Origin of the sequence: Azospirillum agricola (assembly GCF_017876095.1) — a bacterium.
Taxonomy (GTDB): Bacteria; Pseudomonadota; Alphaproteobacteria; order Azospirillales; family Azospirillaceae; genus Azospirillum; species Azospirillum agricola.
Genome location: NZ_JAGINM010000028.1, coordinates 1 through 18,717 on the forward strand (window position 1 = coordinate 1; position 18,717 = coordinate 18,717).

The following is an 18,717-nucleotide window of genomic DNA, read 5'->3' on the forward strand; positions in this document are numbered from 1 at the left end:
CGACCCGCTCGTCATCTCAGCGGAGTAAACCGGCAGCCTCAGCGCGCCGAGGTACACGAACCCTCATCAGACACCACGTCTCGGGGCACGATCAGGGATGACCGGTAGCCGAAGCTGACACGGTTTCTGAGGGGCTGAGGCACCACTTGTGCGGCGTGACTCAACCAAATCGGCCTCCGACAAACCCGGCGCGGTTCAATCAGGGGATGATCAGCCTCTGGCTCCGGTAGTCGGATGGAGTTTCTCCCGTCAGTTTGATGAAGAAGCGCGAGAAGTAGGACGGATCCTGGAATCCCAGGAAATAGCCGATCTCGCTGACGGAATGGCTGGTGTAGAGCAGGTAGCGCTGCGCCTCCACGAGGCGCCGGCGCTGGACCAGCTTCACCGCCGGTTCGCCGAAGGCGCGGCGGCAGGCCGCCGACAGCCGGCTCTCGGTGACGCCGAGCGCCTGCGCGTACGCGGCCAACGGAACCCTGTCGCGAAAATTCCGCTCGATCTCCTGCCGGAAGCGTTCGACCAGCGCGCCGTCGCCGGACGGGTTGCGCCACCGCAACGGGCGGCGCTCCATCGCGATGCGGCCGGCTCCCACCAGGATGCGCACGATGTGGGCCTCGATCATCAGCATGCGCGAGGGTGCCGACCATGTGAATTCCGCGGCCAGCGCCTCGAACGCATCGGGAATCGCGTGGGCGGTCAGTTCAGCGGCGATGGAATCCACGCAGAGCACCGATGCCAGCACCCCGGCAACAGCCGCGTCGCCACGGCTGGCGTCGGTGACGAAGCTTTCGGCCACCGTCGCCACCAGCCCGTCGGTCAGCGGCGAGAACTCGAATCCGTGCACCAGCCCGGCCGGAACGATGATCAGGGTGGGGGCGGTGAACCGCAGGAGGTCGGCCTCCACCTGCATGCTGCCGCCGCCGCTGGTCAGCAGCAGAATCTGGTGCAGGCCGGCATGAGCGTGCGGCTTGATCGACCATTGGTGCGCGCCGCTGCGTTTGGAGATGCGCTCCACATGCATGAAGCGCAATTCCGCCTCGCGGACGGGCTCCCCGTACAGCGCGTAGCGCTCGATGGCGGCCGGTGTCGATATGATCCGTGCTCCAAACAAAAAAAGTGCCAGAGATTGTCGGTTTCGTGCCTGGAGCCACGAACCGTCCGCCGCTTATCCTCCCATGAATGACGGGGTGCTTCCACCGATCCTTCAGCGCCGGACGCAACGGCGCCGCACCCCCGGAGGACATTCCATGCCAACACAAAAGTCCCAGGACGACGTGACGTGCGACGTGCTGGTCATCGGCTCCGGCGCCGGCGGGCTGGCGACCGCGGTCACCGCGGCCAAGCACGGGCTCGACGTGCTCGTCGTCGAAAAGGAGCCCTACTACGGCGGCACCATGGCTTTTTCCGGCGGCTTCCTGTGGGTTCCCGGAAACCGTCACGCCAAGGCGGAGGGCATCCGCGACACGCCGGACGCCGCCCGCGCCTATCTGAAGAACGAAACCGGCAATTTCCACAACGCCGAGGGGGTCGAGGCTTTCCTCGCGCACGGCCCGGAGATGCTGGATTTCTTCGATCGTGAAACCGAAGTCAAGTTCGTCGCCTCGGCGGCCTTTCCCGATTATCACCCGGACGTGGAGGGCGGGGCGGCCGGCGGACGCTCCGTGCTGGCGGCGCCTTTCGACGCGCGGCGGCTCGGGCCGGAGCTGAAACGCCTGCGGCCGCCGCTGCGCACCATCACCTTCGTCGGGATGATGTTCAACTCCGGCAACGAGGTGAAGCATTTCTTCAACGCCACGCGGTCGCTGGAGTCCCTGGCCTATGTGGTCAGGCGGCTGATCGGCCACGGGCGCGACCTGCTGGTCCACCGCCGCGGCATGCGCCTGACCAGCGGCAACGCGCTGGCCGCGCGTCTCGCCAAGTCGGCCTTCGACCTCGGCGTCCCGATCTGGACCGAAGCCCCGGCGCGCGAGCTGATCTCCGACGGCGGCGGCGTGACCGGCGCCGTGGTGTCGCGGGACGGGCGGAGCGTGCGCGTCACCGCCCGCAAGGGGGTGGTGCTGGCCAGCGGCGGCTTCCCGCTCGACCGCGAGCGGGTGGCGCGGCAGTTCCCGCATGTCCGCCAGGGCGGCGAGCATTTGTCGCCGGCTCCCGAAGGCAACACCGGCGACGGTTGGCGGATGGCGGAACGGCTGGGCGCCCAGGTCGAGGAGAGCCTGCCCAACGCCGCCGCCTGGATTCCGGTGTCGAAGGTGCGGTTCTCCGAAAGCCGGACCGGCGTGTTCCCCCATCTGATCGACCGCTTCAAGCCCGGCGTCGTCGCGGTGAACCGGCACGGCCGGCGGTTCGTGAACGAGACGAACTCCTACCACGATGTCGGCGTCGCCATGATCCGCACCTGCGAGGGCGAAGGGGAGACGGCGGCCTGGCTGGTCTGCGACCACCCGACGCTGCGCAAATACGGGCTGGGCTTCGCCAAGCCGTTCCCGCTGCCGCTGACGCCCTACCTGCGGTCGGGCTACTTGCTGCGCGGGCGGACACTGCGCGACCTCGCGCGGGTCGCCGGGATCGACCCGGACGGGCTCGAGGCCACCATCGCCAGCTTCAACCGGAGCGCCGCGACGGGCGAGGATCCGGCGTTCGGACGAGGGGCCAACGTCTACAACCGCTATCTCGGCGACCCGGAGCACCGTCCCAACCCGTGCGTCGCCCCCGTCGAGCGCGGCCCCTTCTACGCGGTCAAGATGGTGATGGGCGATCTCGGCACCTTCAACGGCATCCGGACGGACCGCTGGGCGCGGGTGATCGGCGGATCGGGCGAGCCGATCCCCGGATTGTTCGCGGTCGGCAACGACGCCGCGAGCATCATGGGCGGCAACTATCCCGGCGCCGGCATCACGCTCGGCCCGATCCTGGCCTTCGGCTACATCCTCGGCCTGCATCTGGCCGGCAAAACCGCCTGACGGCGGCCACCCCATGAAAACAGATCCGCCGATGGCCGGGGCCGTTTGCCGGAACGGTGGACGACGCCCGAAACGCATCGACCCGAAACAGGTCGAACAGGGAGGAAGGACCATGATCATCGATCGTCGCCGGTTCGTGGCCGGCAGCGTCGCGGCGGGTGCCGCCGTGGCGGCCGGCCTGTCGTCCCGGCCGCTCCGCGCGCAAGCGCCGGACGCCATCCGCATCGGCCTGATCACCGACATGAGCGGCATCTACCGCGACGTGGAGGGACCGACAAGCGTCGCCTGCGCCCGCCAGGCCATCGAGGAGTTCACCGCCGCCAACCCCGGCATCGCGGTCGAGCTGGTCGTCGCCGACCACCAGAACAAGCCGGACACCGGCCTGTCGATCATCCGCGAATGGTTTGATCGCGGCGGCGTGGATCTCATCACCGACGTCGGCCACAGCGCGCTGGCGCTGGGCGCTCGGCCCATCATCGAGGAGAAGGACAAGCTGGCGATCGTCACCTCGGCCGGCAGCTCCGACCTGACGGGCAAGGGTTGCAGCGGCAACCTGCTGCATTGGAGCTGGGATTCCTGGTGCCTCGCCCACTCCACCGCCACCTCGCTGGTGAAGACCGGCGGCGACCGCTGGTTCTTCGTCACCGCCGATTACGCCTTCGGCCACGCGGCGCAGGCCGACGCCACGCGCTTCGTGCAGGCGGCCGGCGGCCGCGTCATCGGCTCGGTCGCCTATCCGTTCGGAACGACCCTCGATTTCGCGTCCTTCCTGCTGCAGGCGCAGGCCAGCGGCGCCTCTGTGATCGCCTTCGCCAACTCCGGCGCCGACCTGATCAACTGCCTGAAGCAGGCGCAGGAGTTCGGGCTGGGCAGCGAGGGCACGCGGCTGGCGGCGATGGTCGGCTATATCACCGACGTGAACGGCATGGGGCTGCCCGTCGCCAAGGGGCTGTCGCTGACCGAGACCTTCTATTGGGACCTGAACGACCGCACCCGCGCCTTCTACGGCCGGGTCAAGCCCAAGCTGCCCGACGGCGTCTTTCCGAACATGAGCCACGCCGGCAACTATTCCGGCCTGCTCCATTACCTGAAGGCGGTCAAGGCGCTGGGCGTGCCCGAGGCCAAGCGGTCGGGCCGCGCCGTCATCGAATGGATGAAGGCGACGCCGACCGACGACGACGCCTTCGGTCCCGGCAGCATCCGCGCCGACGGGCGCAAGCTGCACCCCGCCCATCTCTTCACCGTCAAGGCGCCGGGCGAAAGCCGGGGGCCGGGCGACGTCTACACGCTGGTGTCGAGCACGCCGGCCGAATCCGCCTTCCGTCCGCTCGCCGACGGTGGCTGCCCGCTGGTCCGCGCGTGACCGGCGGCGGAAAAGGAGATCATCCGATGCAACAACGGAAGCCGCTGGTCGATCTGCGCGTCTACACCATCGCGCTGCGCCGCATTCCCGATTTCCTGGAGGTGTTCGACCGTCTGGCGATGCCCGTGCAGCTCCGTCACCTCGGGCCGCCCATCGGCTTCTACACCGCCGATATCGGGCCGCTCAACCAGGTGGTCCATCTGTGGGGCTACGACAGCCTCGCCGACCTGGAGGCGCGCTGCGCGGCGCGCAACGCCGATCCGGAATGGCCGGCCTATCTGGCGGCTTCGGGATCGCTGATCGTGGCGCAGGAGAACCGCATCGTCCGCGTGGCGCCGCTGCCGTCGCTGGCCGGTTCCGGGAGGGACGCATGAACGCCGACTGGTTGGGGCTGGCGGGAAAGGCGGCGGTCGTCACCGGCGGCGGGGGAGGGATCGGGCGGGCCGTCGCCCTCGCCCTCGCCGGGGCCGGCGCCCGCGTGGCGATCCTCGACCGCGACGGGCCGCAGGCCGCCGAGACCGTCCGGCTGGTGCGGGAGAGGGACGGGACGGCGCTGGCGCTGGCCTGCGACGTGACCGACCCGGACGCGGTGACCGACGCGGCGCGGCGTTCGCGGGATGCCGTCGGCGCCTGCGACGTGCTGGTCAACAACGCCGCCCTGCTGCGCCCCGGCCCGCTGCGGTCGCTGGAACTGGCGGAATGGAACGCGCTGCTGTCGGTGAACCTGACCGGCTATTTCCTGTGCTCGCAGGCGTTCGGGGCGCAGATGCTGGAGGCGGCGGGCGGCAGCATCGTCCATGTCGCCTCCATCGCCGCCAGCCACGCGCAGGCATTCAGCGGCGCCTACAGCGCCGGCAAGGCCGGGGTGGTGATGCTGTCGCGGCAGATCGCCGTGGAATGGGGGCCGTCGGGGGTGCGCAGCAACGTGGTCAGCCCCGGCCTGGTGATGACCCCGATGAGCCGTGGCTTCTACGAGGCGCCCGGCATCCTGGAGCGGCGCGGCGCCGTGGTGCCGAGCCGGCGCATCGGCCGGCCCGACGACATGGCCGACGCGGTCGCCTTTCTCGCCAGCCCGCGCGCGGGCTACGTCAACGGGGAGGAGATCCTCGTCGACGGCGGCTTCGGCCGCAGCCTGATGAGCCTCATTCCGCGGCCGGGCTTCGAGGGGGCGGACGAGGGGCCGGACGTCCGCGAGGCGGGGAGCGAATCATGACGGAACCACCCATGACGGTCAGCCTGATCACCGGCGCCGCGGACGGCATCGGCTGGGCCATGGCCCGCCGCTTCGCCGGCGGCGGGCATCGCGTCGTCCTTGCCGACATCGATCATGACAAGGCGGCGGCGCGCGCGGCCGCCTTGAACGGCGGCACGGACGGCAGTGCGGGCGGCGGCCACATCGCCGTGGCCGCCGACGTGGCGAAGGAGGCCGACGTCGTCGCCATGGTGGCCGCCGTGACCGACCGCTGGGGCCGGCTCGACGTGCTGGTGAACAACGCCGGGATCGGGGACAGCCACCTGCCGACGCTGGACCAGGGTGTCGAGGCGTTCGACCGCCTGCTGCGCATCCACCTGACCGGCGGCTTCCTGGCGGCGCGCGAGGCCGGGCGGATCATGGTGCGGCAGGGATGCGGCGCCATCGTGAACGTCAGCTCCATCGCCGGCCTGGGCGGGTTGCCGCGCCGCAACGCCTACGGCGCCGCCAAGGCGGGAATCGTCGCGATGACGCGCTCGCTGGCTTGCGAATGGGCCGATTGCGGCATCCGGGTGAACGCCATCGCGCCGGGCTATGTCGGCACCGATCTCGTACAGCGGCTGGAGCAGGCCGGCCGCATCGACATGGACCGTCTGAAGCGGCGCATCCCCATGGGCCGGCTCGGCCGGCCGGAGGAGATCGCCGAGGCCGCGTGGTTCCTCGCTTCGCCCCAGGCCGGCTACATCACCGGCAGCGTCCTGAGCGTGGATGGCGGCTGGCACGCCTTCGCCGACGCCGGCGACGCCTGGAGCGAGGCCGGCCCCTTGGCGAGCGTGGATCCGCAACGGCGCTGACGGGACGTTCCGCTCACGAGCCGGACCGTTTCGGCAGTCCCGGCACATGGCTCATGATCGAGCTGGCCCAGCCGCCGTCGACGGCGAGGAAGCCGACGACCCCGGCGGCGATCTGCCGGGGATCGCTGGCGTCGAGGGTGAAATCGTCCATCGCGACGTCGATCACCAGCGGGACCGGCCCGGTGAGGGCGGCCTGCACGATGTCGAGGCAGCCGTCGTCGCCGTCGTCGCCGTCGTCGCCATCGTGCAATCGGGGCGGGGCGGAGCGGCCCCAATAGTCGCAGATGAATTCGGACAGGCCGAGCGCCGGGGTGCGGTAGCAATGGCCCTGGCGCCGGCCTTCACGCCGGCCGCGCGCTGCGTTCTTACCGGCACGGCGGAGCGGCTGCTTGACGCGTTTCCTGAAGCGAACGACTGGCCGTCGAACTACGCCCTATGCCCGGCGTAATGCTTGGTCCGGTGACGGATGTGGGTAAATTATCCTATTCAGCCAGAGCGAATCCCGAGATTTCTTGAAAGCCCGCATACGATAGAAAGTCCATGGCACCGAGTGTTTCCAATTGAAAAAATTTGTTAAATCTATCCAAAAGTTGTTGTTTCATGACGATTTATCTCCCATGGTTGGTCGCCATCGCCACTGTGGCCGGCCCCATGAAAAGGAGCTTCAGCGCTTTGAGTCGAGCGGCGACCGGTATCGTTGGCTTCATCGCCATCGTCGCGATGTCGTGGCCGGGAATGCTTTGGGCGCAAATGATGCCGACGCCACGCTATGCGCAATTGGGGGTTGCGCCGACCGTGCCCCCGATAAGGCCGGAGGTGCGGCTGACACTGCCGGAAGCGGTCTATCTGGGACTGCGCCGCGCCCCCGCCATCCGCAGCGCCTATCTGCAGCGGGTCCTCGAAAAATACAATCTGTCCGTCTCGGAATCCATTTTTTCGCCCAGGGGCGGCATCGCTGCGTCCGTCAACGTCGACCGCACCGGGACGAGCCTGAACGGCTTCGGCCAACTGTCGCCAAGCGTACAGTTGCTCACCCCGCTGGGCACGGCGATCGATTTTGGTTGGGACGTCCGCCAGAGCAGCCGGCGCCAACGCGACAACGGCCTGCGGACCGGGGATTCGGCGCTGACCTTGTCGGTGATCCAACCCTTGCTGAAGGGGGCCGGCTACGAGGTCAACATGGCCCCGCTCCGCGAGGCGCGCTTGCAGGAGCGATACAACCAGCTTCGCCTGAAAGCGACGGTCGCCGATACGATCACCGGCATCGCCCGCGCCTATCATCGGTTCATTCAGGCGGGACAGCAAATCATCCTGGCCAAAGGCGCCTTGCAACGCGCGCGGGAGCTGGACGGCGCCAACCGGGCGCTGATCGCCGCCGGCCGCATGGCGGAAATCGAGTTGGTGCAGGCACAATCGACCGTAGCGGCGCAGGAGCTGGCGACGCTCCAGGCGGAAAACGCCTTCGACGCGGCGCGGCTCGCGCTGCTGACCCTGTTGGCGATCGACCCGGAAACGCGGATCGTGCCGGCCGACACGCTGACCGCCAGCCCGGTGCGGATCGATCTGAAAACCGTGACGGCGTTGGCATTCGACAACCGACCCGATTATCTCTCCCAACTCATCGCCATCGAAAGCGCCCGCATCGGTCTGGTCGTCGCCACGAACCAGCAGGAGTGGGATCTGTCGCTGGGGATCGGCGTCAGCACGCCCGGTGGCGGCCGCACCGGCTGGCGCGCCACCGAAGGTCTGCCCGGCACCAAGACCGACCTGCGGGCCGGGCTGCAACTGACCATCCCCATCAACAACCCGGCGGTCAGACAACGCGAAGTCCAGGCCACGGTCGGACTGCGCCAGAACGAAGTGCTGCTGGAGCAGATCCGCGCGCAGGTCGACCAGCAGGTGCGGGACGGCGTGCGGACCGTCGACACCGCTTGGCGCCAGTACAGGTTGAGCCGGCAGGTCCGTGAGTTGTCGGCGCAAACCCTGGCGAACGAAATGCTCAAGCTGCGGGCCGGACGGTCGGGCAACTTCCAGGTCGTTTCGTACCAGGAGCAGTTGCGCGGGGCGGAAAACGGCGAGTTGATCGCTCTGGTCGCCTATCTCGACGCGCTGATCACCCTCGACCAGCTGTTGGGCACCACCCTCGACACCTGGGGCGTTCAATTGAACGACGCCTCGCCATGACCCCGGCGCGTCTCGTCCTTGCCGCCGTCGCCTCGACCGTCCTGGGGGCCATGGGCGGCTGCGCCGGACCTTACGCTTTGCCCGCCCCCCTGGCCCCCCCGACCATGGCGTTTCCGTCACAGGCATCATCGCCTCTGCCCGCCTACGCCATGCCGCCGCCCGCCGGGACCGGCGGGCCGGTTTCGGTGACGCTGGACGGCGGCCTGCCCGCCGCGTCCGACGCGACGATGACGGCCCGCTATGGCGACGGGGACGGGGCTTGGTTGGCGGAATGGCTGGCCGCCGACCCGCGCGCGCCCCGCGACGGCGTGTTCCGGGCATCCGGTGGGCAGGCGTTCGACACGCGGGGGGCGGCGGCCCGGCGGGCGGACGGGGCGGTCGCCGTCCTGCCGGGCGGCGGCTGGTTGCGGCGCGACGGCAACATCTATGTCCGGTCCGACGGATCCTCGACGATCCGGGTGGGAGAGGCCTTCTTTCACTCCGACGGCTCGTGGACCCGGCGCAGCGGCGACATCCTGCTGCGCTCCGGCGGCGGGTCGTGCCGCCTGACGGTGGAAACGGCCGTCTGCCGCGAAGGACGGTAGGTTTCCCATGGCGCTTCTCGATCTTTCCGGCGTCCACAAGGCCCATGGCGACGGCCCCAACCGGGTGCCGGTGCTGCGCGACGTGTCCTTCGCCGTCGCTCCGGGGGAGGTCTGCGCCATCACCGGGGCCTCCGGATCGGGCAAATCCACCCTGCTCAACCTGATCGGCCTGCTCGACCGGCCGGATTCCGGACGCCTGCTGTTCGAGGGGGAGGACGTGGCGCGCGCCACCCCCGACCGGCAGGCCCGCCTGCGCAACCGGCGGATCGGTTTCGTCTTTCAATCCTTCCATCTGCTGCCGCGGCTGACGGCGCTGGACAACGTCGCCCTGCCGTTCCTGTATCGCGGGCTGTCGCCGCGCGCCTGTCGTGGACAGGCGGCGGCGATGCTGCAACGGGTGGGGTTGGCCGACCGCGCCGGCCACCGGCCGGACGAGCTGTCGGGCGGCCAGCGCCAACGGGTGGCCATCGCCCGCGCCCTGGTCGGGCGGCCGGCCCTGGTGCTGGCCGACGAGCCCACCGGAAACCTCGACAGCGCCGCGGCGCGGCGCATCATCGATCTGTTCTTCGAACTGAACGCCGAAGCCGGCGTCGCCGTCGTCCTGGTCACGCACGACCCCGGCATCGCCGCCCGCTGTCCGCGCCGCCTGACCATGGAGGACGGCCGGCTGACGGCCGACAGGCGGGGGCCGCCGTGACACCGCCCGACAACCCGCCTGACGATCCGGCCGATGACGGGCACGGCGGCCGTCTCCGCGAACTGGTCGCCGACTCCTTCCGCAACCTGTGTTCGGTGCGGCAGCGGTCGCTGCTGGCGTTGCTGGGCGTCGTCATCGGCACGGCGGCGGTGATCGCCCTGGTCAACATCGGCGCCAACGCCAAGCACCACGCGCTGAACCAGTTCCAGGCGATGGGAACCGACCTGCTGACGGTGCGGCGGGAATTCTCGGCCCTGGGCCAGCCCCCCGCCTTCACCCTGGACGACGTGGCCGCACTGGCCGCCCTGCCGGAAATCGACGCCGCCGCCCCCCTGGCGGTGGGCGGGTTGGAGATCGTCCAGGGCCGCGCCCGCGTCTCCCTCAGCATCGCCGGAGTGACCGCCGAGTTTTTCCAGTTGACCCGGTTGACCGCCGCCGCCGGCCGTGTCCTGTCGCCGCTCGACGCCCGTCAGACCGGTGTCGTGCTGGGCTCCGGCGCTGTGCGGCAACTGGCGGGGGAAGGCGCCTCCCCGACGGTGGGCCAGTGGATTCGGCTGGGCGGCTACAACCACACGATCATCGGCGTGCTGGAGCCGGCGGTCGCCAATCCCCTGCTTCCCATCGACACCGACAACGCCGTCTTCATTCCGCTGGAGGGCATGCGGCGGGTGGCCACCGGCAGCGACATCGCCAACATCGTGCTGCGCAAGCCGGCGGTGGTGGACGACCGGGCCGCCGGGGCCGCCGTCACCGCCTTTTTCGCCGCCCCGCCCCGGCCGCACCCGGTGGCGGTCCAGACCGCCCGTCAGATGATCGCCGCCATGGGCGAACAGATGGAGGTCCATGCCCTGCTGCTGGCCGCTGTCGGCGGCATTTCCCTGATCGTCGGCGGCGTCGGGGTGATGAACGTCATGCTGATGAGCGTGGTGGAGCGGCGCCGGGAAATCGGCCTGCGGCTGGCGCTGGGCGCGCGGCCCCGCGACATCCGGGCCATGTTCCTGATCGAGGCGACGGTCCTGTCGGTGGGCGGCGGTGGTCTGGGCGGCCTTCTGGGGCTGGCGGCGGCTGCCGTCTACGCCCGGTCCGCCGGTTGGGATTTCATCCTGTCGGCCGCCGCGCCGCCGCTGGGGATCGGCATGTCGCTTGCCGTCGGCCTGTTCTTCGGCCTCTACCCGGCGATCCGCGCCTCGCGCCTCGACCCGATCGTCGCCCTGCGCGCGGAATGACGCCCGCGCCACGCAGCCCGTTCGGGGGTGGCGTGGGCAATCCGCCAAGCGCGATCACCATCGCCATATGGGCCGATGATTCCGATTTCCTTTCCCAAAGATATCATCTATAGGTTTATTTAATTGAAAATAATATCCCGTATAGGAAGTTAGAAAACTAACTTTTCTCTGAAAAGTAAGATAGACAATTAACTTAATACCTTTTGATTGCCCGTGACCGGAACGGCCGGCGGGCCGGGTATGACCACGGGAAGGCGGCCCGTGGCGGACGCTGGGATTCCGCGCACCTCCGGGGGAGCACGGTTCCGGGTGTCAAGCACTCCGCCGAACATCGTCCACGTCGCGGCGCCAACCAAAGCCGCGACACTCAACCTTGGGGGAAAACATGAACGGTAAGATTCTGGCGTTTCTGGGCGCGTCCATCCTCGCCACCCTGTCCGGCACCGCATCGGCTCAGAGCACCCTTACGGCGACGGTTAAAAACAACACGCCCGTGACGACAACCTTTTCCTCGCCGTCGGGTTGCCAGGGGACGAACACGTTTGGGAATTTGCTCAGCACTCAGTCGCAAACCTCCGGTATCTTGAGCCCCTTCCCGACGTCCAACGGCTGTTCGATCCGCTACACCCGCGCCGACAATTCCCGTTACTGCAACTGGGTCCTGTCGCGGACCCGCAGTTCGCTGACCGGCCCGTGGAATTATCCCACCGTCGTTACCACCAAGAGTTCGACCGGCGTGACCTGCACCAGCACCATCACCTCGGTCGATGCCAGCGGGAACTGGTCGGTCAACCTGGCCATCGCGCCGTAAGTCAGGCGGCCCTCTCAATTTAAGGATTTATTGATTGGGCACATTCTAAATTAAAATGACGGTTGGCGGTTGCCAAAAGCCGCCAGCCGTCAGACAATTCGCCGGGTCCACACGTTATCCTCCCGGTTCGCCAGCGCAGGAGCCGCAGATGACCCCGATCAGCGCCGCCCAGTTTCCCGTCACCACCAGCACCGCCGCTGTTGCAAGGGGTAGCGTGGGGAGCGCCCAGAGCAACGGCCAGCCAACCGCCATGCCGTTGAAACCGAGTCCGGCCGCCGTCGCGGCCGCCGCTGTGGTGAACCTGTCCGCTACCGCCACGGCGGCAACCACCGCCGCTGCCAAGGAACCCTCAACGGGCAAGAAGGATTTCGCCACCGTCGCCAAGGATGCTCGGGCCAGCCTGGACGCTGCTTATGAAAAGATAGGCAGAGCCACCGATATGTACACGACGGATGCGGAATGGAAAACGGCGATTGCCGGCCTTGATCGGCGTTCACTGTACGCCATAGCCAGCAATCAAGGTGGTCAATTCAGTGAGATTGAGCAGGGGGCTGCGAAAACCAGCATGAGCAAGCAGGTGGACACAGCGATGGGGCTCGACGATCCGGTCGCTGCCGCCAACCTGACCTCTGCGATGTCCAAAGCGGAAATACAGTTTCTTGAGGGCGTCAGCGACGAAGAAAAGACCAGCTTCGACTGGGCGAAGCGACGGGCGAGCGCTCAATTCGGTTACGAGATTCTGTCGAAGCGAGAGGGGCAGGAGCCGGAGAATCTCGACAGCGAGAATCCGATCGTCAAGCTGATCAAGGGCGGCCTCGACCGGTTGAGGCAGACCGGCGATCCTTCCCAACAACTGGAGGACACGCCCCAGTACAAGCAGGCGGTTCAACTGTCGGAACAGTTGAAGGCGGCGAGCGCCTCGAACTCTCCGGCCACAGGCGGCCATAAGCTCGACATCACGGCCTGACACGACTGTTTCAGGGGCAGAGCGCAGGATGAAGAAACACGTGGCCCACCGGCCGGCGACCGGCGGCTCATGACCGTCCTGGCGGATGCCGTCGACACGCCGACGGCCGTCATAGCGCTCGACCCGGCGGGCAAGGTCGCGGGGCTGAATTCGGCGGCCGCATCCCTGCTGGGTGTCACCGGGGAGCCGCCGTCCGGCTGTGATCTGTCGGCACTCGGGCGATGGATCGGCGACCCGGCTTTCGGCGCGGCGCTCGACCGGCTGGCCCAACGATCCGAGGTGACGACGACCGCGCCGCTGCGGATGAAACGCGGCTCCGGTCCCATCGCCGCGACCCTGCTGCCGCCCGGTTCGGCGCGACACGGATCGGACGGCCCGACGGCGTTGATCCTGTTAACCCCATGGCTGCGCCGCTCCTCCGTCGTGGCGCGCCCGGTCTGGCTGGCGACCGCCGCCTTGGGAATCGCCGTGGCGGGATGGGCGGCGGCGGTGCTTCCCGGCGCCGTGGCGACGGCGACGACCACCGCCCCGCCTTCGCCGACCGCTCCCATCCAGACGGCGGCGCCGACGCCGCGCCTGTCGATGGTCGGGGTCATCGAACCGTCGCGCACCGTCAACGTCATCGCCCCTTTTGCCGGCACGGTGAAGGAAAAGCGCTTCGACTATGGCGCGAGCGTCGAGCGGGGGGACCGCCTGCTGGTCCTCGACGGGCTCGAACTCGAGATGCGGATGCGCGACGCGGAAGCGGCCTTGCTGAAAGCCGGCCAGCGGTTGGAGGAGTTGAAGGATTGGGCCAACGGCGCCGACGTCTCCCGCGCAAGACGGCAAGCCGAGACGGCCGCCCGCGAGGCCGAACAGGCACAGCAGCGGCTGAGGGAAGCCAAGCCGCTGATCGACCAGGGCATCATTCCCCGGCAGGAGTACGAGGATCTGCGCCGTCAGGCGACCGCCCAGGCGGTCAATCTGGCGGCGGCGCGGGAGGATCTGGCGGTCGTCGCGAAGAAGGGCGACCGCGATGCCCGGCTGGTGGCGGAGTTGGAGTTCGCCAACGCCAAGGCGAAAGCGGGCGAGTTGAAGACGCTGCTCGACCGCGCGACCGTGACGGCGCCGGCGTCCGGATTGGCGCTGAAGCCGCCATCCGGCGCGTCGTCCGGGCCATCGGCGGCCACCGCCATCGAAGCCGGCGGCGCACTGGCCGCCAATCAGATCCTTCTCGTCCTGGCCGACCTGGAGCGTCTGTCGGTGGCGGCGCGGGTGGATGAAATGGACGTCGGCCGCCTTCACGTTGGACAGATTGTCGAGGTTTCCAGTGATGCCCTTGCGGATGGTCCTCTGATGGGCCGCATCGGCTGGGTGGCGCAGCAGGCGACCGTTTCGGATAACGGCTCTCCAAACGCCACCTTTGCTATCCGCGTCGATCTGCCGCCACTGACGGAACGACAAGGGCGCAACGTCCGTGTCGGCATGTCAGCCAACGTGTCGATTCTGGCGCCGGTACAGAGCGCCAATTAAAGTCTGTTGACATTCATCGGGTTGTCAAGACGGTTGCTTTCGTCAGCAGGGCCGTCGTGGTCGATCAAGGTCTGAAGTGCCGCGACCCCCATCAGGCCGCCAAGCTGGCGGCCCGTGCTGAAGAGGCCGATTCCGGCCGCCAGAGTCCGGCGGTCGAGGGTGCCGAAGGCGATCAGGGTGATCGACAGGAACAGGAGGCCGAGGCCCAGGCCGCGCAGCAGGATCGCCGCCATCATGTCGTCGTCGCCACTCTCGACGGTCGAGCCGACGACCAGACCGCGCGGAGGCAGGCGGCTCATCAGCCAGGGAGCGGCCAGGAAGCCGAGGAGCTTGAGCGTGGTGTACCCGATGTCCAGCCAGGCGAACTCGTCGGGGGTCGCGTGCGTGTCGCCCATGATGCCGCCGCGCCCGAGCGACAGGATGGTGCCGGCGACCGCCTCCGTCAGCGCGGCGAGCAGGATGCCGGCGACGAGGAGGGTTTCCAGCCGAGGCTCCGTCGCGGCCCGGTGTGGCGGGGCCGGGGCCGGGGCGGTGGCGGTGGCGGTCATTGGCCGCCTCTCCGGGCGATCTTGACACGCGCCGACAGGCCGGGCACGAGGCGGCCGGGTAAGGGGCGGCCGGGCAAGGGGTTGCCGGCGAGCCGGATCTTCAACGGCAGCCGTTCCAAAACCCTGATGAATGATCCGGGCTAAGGAGCGCCGAATGATACCGGCGTGACGCGGTAGCGATCCGCGCTGCGGCCCGCGCCGACTTTCCGGGACTGTATCCATGAGTGGCGCTCATGCATGAAGGCAGGACAATTCGTTTGTCGGGCAGCGGTCGCGCACGGACATTCGGGCGGTGGCCTCGTCGTCGACGAGAGCCATCGTGAGCGGCAAGCGTGCCTGCCGTGAATCCCACGCTTCCCATGATCTGGAGACACCGCTTTGGCAAAAGCGATCGAGCGCTATGAACTGGATGCCAGCTCGCCGTACCGGACCCAGTTTCTTGAATCGGTGCGGGTACCGGTCGATGGAACCGAGTTCCTGATGCTCAGCGGCCTGACGCCGCCGGTCATCGACCGCTCCGTGCCCGACGATCGGGTTCAGGCCTATGGTGACACTGAAACCCAGACCCGCAACATCCTGAAGAGCTTGAAAGCCACGCTGGAACGGCGCGGCTATGCCTTGAACGACGTGGTCAGGATCCAGGGCTTCCTGGTCGGCGACGCGCGGATGGGCGGGCGGGCCGACTTCCAGGGCTTCTCCCGCGCCTACATGGAGGTTTTCGGCACCGCCGAAACCCCGAACATTCCGGTGCGCACCCGCGTGCAGGTGGCCGGCTTGGTGGAGCCGGGCTGGCTGGTGGAGATCGAGGCGACGGCCGCCAAGACAGGCTGAGGGGCGGCCGCCGCAGCGGTCAGGCGGGCCCGGACTCAGGCAGTCCCTGAAAGCGGCCCGCCGAACCGTTCGGCGATGGTCAGAAGCAGATCGTCCGCGCCCGGCCGCCCGACGATCTGGACGCCCACCGGCATTCTGTTGCGGTCGCGCCCGGCCGGCAGCGCCAGCGCCGGCAGGCCGAGAAGGCTGAAGGGACGGTTGAAGCGCAGGAAGGCCAGGGTGGTCGCGCCGGCGGTGGTCACGTCGTCGTCGTCAACGCCGTCCAGACGCGGGGCCAGCCCGCCGATCACGGGACAGAGCAGGACGTCCGCCGTCCTGAAAGCCCCGTCGAGCACCGCCGCCCGATGGGCCGCGCGGTCGCGCAGGGCCTGGTCGTAGGCGTCGCGCCCAACCTCGGCCGCCGCGACCAGACGCCGTTCCACCGCCGCCGGGTACCAGTCCGGGCGTTCGGCGAGCGTCGTCCGGTGCAGGGCCGACGCCTCGAACGAGGTGATGGTCCCGGCGCAGGCGTTCAGCGCGTCGAGCGGCGGCAGGCCGACCTCGGCCGCCACCGCTCCGTCATCGGTCATCCGGCGCAGGAAGGCGTGGAGAATCGTGGCGATCTCCGGATCCGTCCCGGTGCGGATCCACTCTGCCGGCAGGCCGACACGCAACGGACCGGTGCCCGGATCGGATCGCTCCATCGGGGCCGGATCGCGCAGCACCGCGAACACCGCGCGCAACAGGGCGGGGACGCGGGCGATGATGCCGATGACGTCCTGCGATGGCGACAGCGGTGCGATGCCGGGATCGCCGATGGCCCCGGCCGTCGGCTTGAAGCCGAGCACCCCGCACAGGGCGGCGGGGATGCGCACCGACCCGCCGGTGTCGGTGCCGAGCGCGAAGGGCACGATGCCGGCCGCGACCGCCGCCGCCGACCCGCTCGACGACCCGCCGACGGCGAAGCGCGCCTCCAGCGGGTTCAGCACCCGTCCGAAATAGGGGTTCAGCCCGGTGGCGGCGTAGCAGTGCGGGTCGAGGTTCAGCGCCCCGATGGCGATGGCCCCCGCCGCCGCCAGACGGTCGAGCGCCACGCTGGTCCGCCCGCCGCTCCAGCGATAGCCGTGCCCGACGCCCACCGTCGGCTGCCGCCCGGCGGTCACGAAGACATCCTTGTGGGCGAAGGGCAGCCCCCAGGGTGCTGGGCGTGGATCGTCCGCCGACAGCGCCCGCGCTCGCTCCTCCGCGTCGGGGAACAGCTCGATGAAGGCGTTGAGCCGGCTGGCGCGCGCCGCGGCCAGGGCGGCCGCGACGGCCTGGGCGGGATCGCGTGGAGACGCGTCGGTCATGCAAGAGCCCCTTCAACAATGGCGTCGCGATGGCATCGGCGATGGTCGGGCATGCCGGCGGGCGCCGCAATCCCCAAGACGGCCCCATCTCCGGCACGCGGAAGCGGGGCCGATCGGGAGGGTGTCAGACGTGGCCGTAGCGTTCCAGCGCCTGCGCCAGGGGCAGGCCGTTCGACAGCTCCTCGCGGATGCGGATTTCGGTCGCGGTCAGCGCCTCCGATTCCGCCAGCACCTGCGGAACGATTGCCGCCGGGATGGCGAGCGCGCCGTCCTCGTCGGCCAGGATGAAGTCGCCCGGCTCGATCCTCACGCGCTCCACCGTGGCCCCGCGCAGGAAGACCGGGACCTGCCACGCGTTGACCTTCCAGCGGCCGATCGACTGCACCGGCGTGCGGTAGCGGGCGTAGACCGGGAAGCCGTGGTGGCCGAGCCAGCGCACGTCGCGGATGCCGCCGTCCACCAGCGCGCCGGTGCTGCCGCGCTCCTTCATGCCGATGGCGATCAGCTCGCCGAAGTAGCAGATGCCGTCGCCGTCGCCGCTCCACACCGAAACCTCGCCAGGCGACAGCCCCTGGCACGCCGCCATCTTGTCGGCGTCGCCGCCCAGAGGGTAGGGCGTCATCTGGCCGCGGATGGTGTAGGCCCAGCCGGCCATCCGCCCGGCGATGGCGGGATAGGGCATGAATTCCGCCGCCAGCCCCTGGTCGGGCCAGCCCATCACGTCGAGCACATCGGCGACGTTGGAGGTGTCGACGGCCAGGAAGCGGGTGCGGATGTCCTCGCGCTGCGCGGCGGTGAGAACATTGTCGGTGCTGCTCATGCGTGAACTCCTTCGGTCGTCGTCAGATGCTGGGGATGTAGCCGCCGTCCACCCGCAGGGTGGAGCCGGTGACGTAGGCGGCGCGCTCGCTGGCGAGGAAGGCGACGGCGTCGGCGTATTCGCGCGGCTCGCCGTAGCGGGCCATTGGGATCGCGGCGGTGCTTTCGGCGATCACGTCGGCGACCGGCCGGTTCTCGCGCGCCGCCTTGCTCTCGTCCAGGAAGCGGATGCGGTCGGTGGCGATGCGGCCGGGCAGCACGACGTTGACGGTCACGCCGTCAGCCGCCACCTCGCGGGCCAGCGACTTGGACCAGCCGACCAGCGACAGGCGCAGCGCGTTGGACAGGGCGAGGTTGGGGATCGGCGCCACGACGCCGGACGAGGCGCTGGTGACGATCCGGCCCCAACGCCGCTCCCGCATGCCGGGCAGCACCCGGTCGGTGATGCGGATGACCGAGAGGACCATCGCCTCGAACTGCGCGGTCCAGACCTTCGGATCGACTCCGCTGGCCGGCGACGGCGGAGGGCCGCCGGTGTTGTTGACGAGGATGTCGATGCTGCCGAACCGCTCCTCGGCGAGGGCGACGTTGCGCTCGACGGCTCCCGCGTCGCCCAGGTCCCAGACGACGGGCAGGCAGAGCGCGGTGGTTTCGGCGCCGACAGTTTCGGTGATGGCGGCGCTGGTGGCGGCCAGTGACGGCGCGTCGCGGTCGGCGATGACGAGGTTGGCGCCTTCGCGCGCCAGACCCAGGGCGATGGCGCGGCCGAGCCCGCCCCCGGCGCCCAGCACCAGCGCGGTGCGGCCGGAGAGTCCGAGATCCATGACGAATCCCCCTTCTGTCT

General features: G+C 69.2%; 19 protein-coding genes. 13 read left to right on the forward strand and 6 right to left on the reverse strand.

Annotation, left to right across the window (positions count from 1 at the left end; translation table 11 throughout):
- Positions 1 to 199: 199 nt before the first annotated feature.
- Positions 200 to 1,108 (reverse strand): helix-turn-helix domain-containing protein, encoded by a 909-nt coding sequence (locus J2847_RS29275; RefSeq protein ID WP_209782271.1) that lies wholly within the window; start codon positions 1,106 to 1,108, stop codon positions 200 to 202.
- Positions 1,109 to 1,244: 136 nt separating this feature from the next.
- On the opposite strand from J2847_RS29275, the gene J2847_RS29280 reads away from it, so the two are divergent.
- From J2847_RS29280 to J2847_RS29300, 5 genes are all read left to right on the forward strand, one after another.
- Positions 1,245 to 2,957: an FAD-dependent oxidoreductase gene (locus J2847_RS29280; RefSeq protein WP_209782272.1), complete on the forward strand. Its 1,713-nt coding sequence runs from the start codon at positions 1,245 to 1,247 to the stop codon at positions 2,955 to 2,957.
- A gap of 112 nt (positions 2,958 to 3,069) precedes the next feature.
- A complete protein-coding gene (locus J2847_RS29285; protein WP_209782273.1) occupies positions 3,070 to 4,320 on the forward strand; it encodes an ABC transporter substrate-binding protein in 1,251 nt (416 codons plus the stop codon).
- A gap of 26 nt (positions 4,321 to 4,346) precedes the next feature.
- A complete protein-coding gene (locus J2847_RS29290) occupies positions 4,347 to 4,694 on the forward strand; it encodes an NIPSNAP family protein (RefSeq protein ID WP_209782274.1) in 348 nt (115 codons plus the stop codon).
- Positions 4,691 to 5,533, forward strand: a complete 843-nt coding sequence (locus tag J2847_RS29295; protein WP_209782275.1) for an SDR family NAD(P)-dependent oxidoreductase — start codon at positions 4,691 to 4,693, stop codon at positions 5,531 to 5,533. The genes J2847_RS29290 and J2847_RS29295 overlap by 4 nt, the downstream gene beginning before the upstream one ends.
- Positions 5,530 to 6,366, forward strand: a complete 837-nt coding sequence (locus tag J2847_RS29300; protein WP_209782276.1) for an SDR family oxidoreductase — start codon at positions 5,530 to 5,532, stop codon at positions 6,364 to 6,366. Before J2847_RS29295 ends, J2847_RS29300 begins: the two co-directional genes overlap by 4 nt.
- A 13-nt stretch (positions 6,367 to 6,379) precedes the next feature.
- Here the strand turns inward: J2847_RS29300 and J2847_RS29305 are convergent, their stop codons facing one another.
- Positions 6,380 to 6,616, reverse strand: coding sequence for a hypothetical protein (locus J2847_RS29305; RefSeq protein ID WP_209782277.1), 237 nt, complete (start codon positions 6,614 to 6,616; stop codon positions 6,380 to 6,382).
- A 350-nt stretch (positions 6,617 to 6,966) separates the two neighbouring features.
- Here J2847_RS29305 and J2847_RS29310 point away from each other — a divergent pair, with 350 nt between their 5' ends.
- From J2847_RS29310 to J2847_RS29340, 7 genes are all read left to right on the forward strand, one after another.
- Positions 6,967 to 8,550 carry a TolC family protein gene (locus J2847_RS29310; RefSeq protein ID WP_209782278.1) on the forward strand — a complete coding sequence of 528 codons (1,584 nt, stop codon included), beginning with the start codon at positions 6,967 to 6,969 and terminating at the stop codon, positions 8,548 to 8,550.
- Entirely contained in the window at positions 8,547 to 9,134 is a 588-nt protein-coding gene (locus J2847_RS29315) for a hypothetical protein (protein ID WP_209782279.1), read from the forward strand. Before J2847_RS29310 ends, J2847_RS29315 begins: the two co-directional genes overlap by 4 nt.
- A gap of 7 nt (positions 9,135 to 9,141) precedes the next feature.
- Positions 9,142 to 9,831: an ABC transporter ATP-binding protein gene (locus tag J2847_RS29320; protein WP_209782280.1), complete on the forward strand. Its 690-nt coding sequence runs from the start codon at positions 9,142 to 9,144 to the stop codon at positions 9,829 to 9,831.
- Positions 9,828 to 11,057, forward strand: coding sequence for an ABC transporter permease (locus J2847_RS29325; RefSeq protein WP_209782281.1), 1,230 nt, complete (start codon positions 9,828 to 9,830; stop codon positions 11,055 to 11,057). The genes J2847_RS29320 and J2847_RS29325 overlap by 4 nt, the downstream gene beginning before the upstream one ends.
- Positions 11,058 to 11,442: 385 nt before the next feature.
- Positions 11,443 to 11,868 (forward strand): hypothetical protein, encoded by a 426-nt coding sequence (locus J2847_RS29330; RefSeq protein ID WP_209782282.1) that lies wholly within the window; start codon positions 11,443 to 11,445, stop codon positions 11,866 to 11,868.
- Positions 11,869 to 12,016: 148 nt separating this feature from the next.
- On the forward strand, positions 12,017 to 12,835 hold the full coding sequence (locus J2847_RS29335; protein WP_209782283.1) for a hypothetical protein: 819 nt from the start codon (positions 12,017 to 12,019) through the stop codon (positions 12,833 to 12,835).
- A 69-nt stretch (positions 12,836 to 12,904) separates the two neighbouring features.
- Positions 12,905 to 14,347 (forward strand): HlyD family secretion protein, encoded by a 1,443-nt coding sequence (locus J2847_RS29340; RefSeq protein WP_209782284.1) that lies wholly within the window; start codon positions 12,905 to 12,907, stop codon positions 14,345 to 14,347.
- Here the strand turns inward: J2847_RS29340 and J2847_RS29345 are convergent.
- Complete coding sequence (locus J2847_RS29345) at positions 14,344 to 14,895, reverse strand: hypothetical protein (protein ID WP_209782285.1); 552 nt, start codon at positions 14,893 to 14,895, stop codon at positions 14,344 to 14,346. The genes J2847_RS29340 and J2847_RS29345 overlap by 4 nt on opposite strands.
- 378 nt (positions 14,896 to 15,273) lie before the next feature.
- Between J2847_RS29345 and J2847_RS29350 the strand changes: the two genes are divergently transcribed.
- A complete protein-coding gene (locus J2847_RS29350; RefSeq protein ID WP_209782286.1) occupies positions 15,274 to 15,726 on the forward strand; it encodes a Rid family hydrolase in 453 nt (150 codons plus the stop codon).
- A 35-nt stretch (positions 15,727 to 15,761) separates the two neighbouring features.
- Here the strand turns inward: J2847_RS29350 and J2847_RS29355 are convergent, their stop codons facing one another.
- From J2847_RS29355 to J2847_RS29365, 3 genes are all read right to left on the reverse strand, one after another.
- A complete protein-coding gene (locus J2847_RS29355; RefSeq protein ID WP_209782287.1) occupies positions 15,762 to 17,054 on the reverse strand; it encodes an amidase in 1,293 nt (430 codons plus the stop codon).
- 124 nt (positions 17,055 to 17,178) lie between these two features.
- Positions 17,179 to 17,874, reverse strand: coding sequence for an RraA family protein (locus J2847_RS29360; protein WP_209782288.1), 696 nt, complete (start codon positions 17,872 to 17,874; stop codon positions 17,179 to 17,181).
- A 22-nt stretch (positions 17,875 to 17,896) separates the two neighbouring features.
- Positions 17,897 to 18,697, reverse strand: coding sequence for an SDR family oxidoreductase (locus tag J2847_RS29365; protein WP_209782289.1), 801 nt, complete (start codon positions 18,695 to 18,697; stop codon positions 17,897 to 17,899).
- Positions 18,698 to 18,717 lie beyond the last annotated feature (20 nt).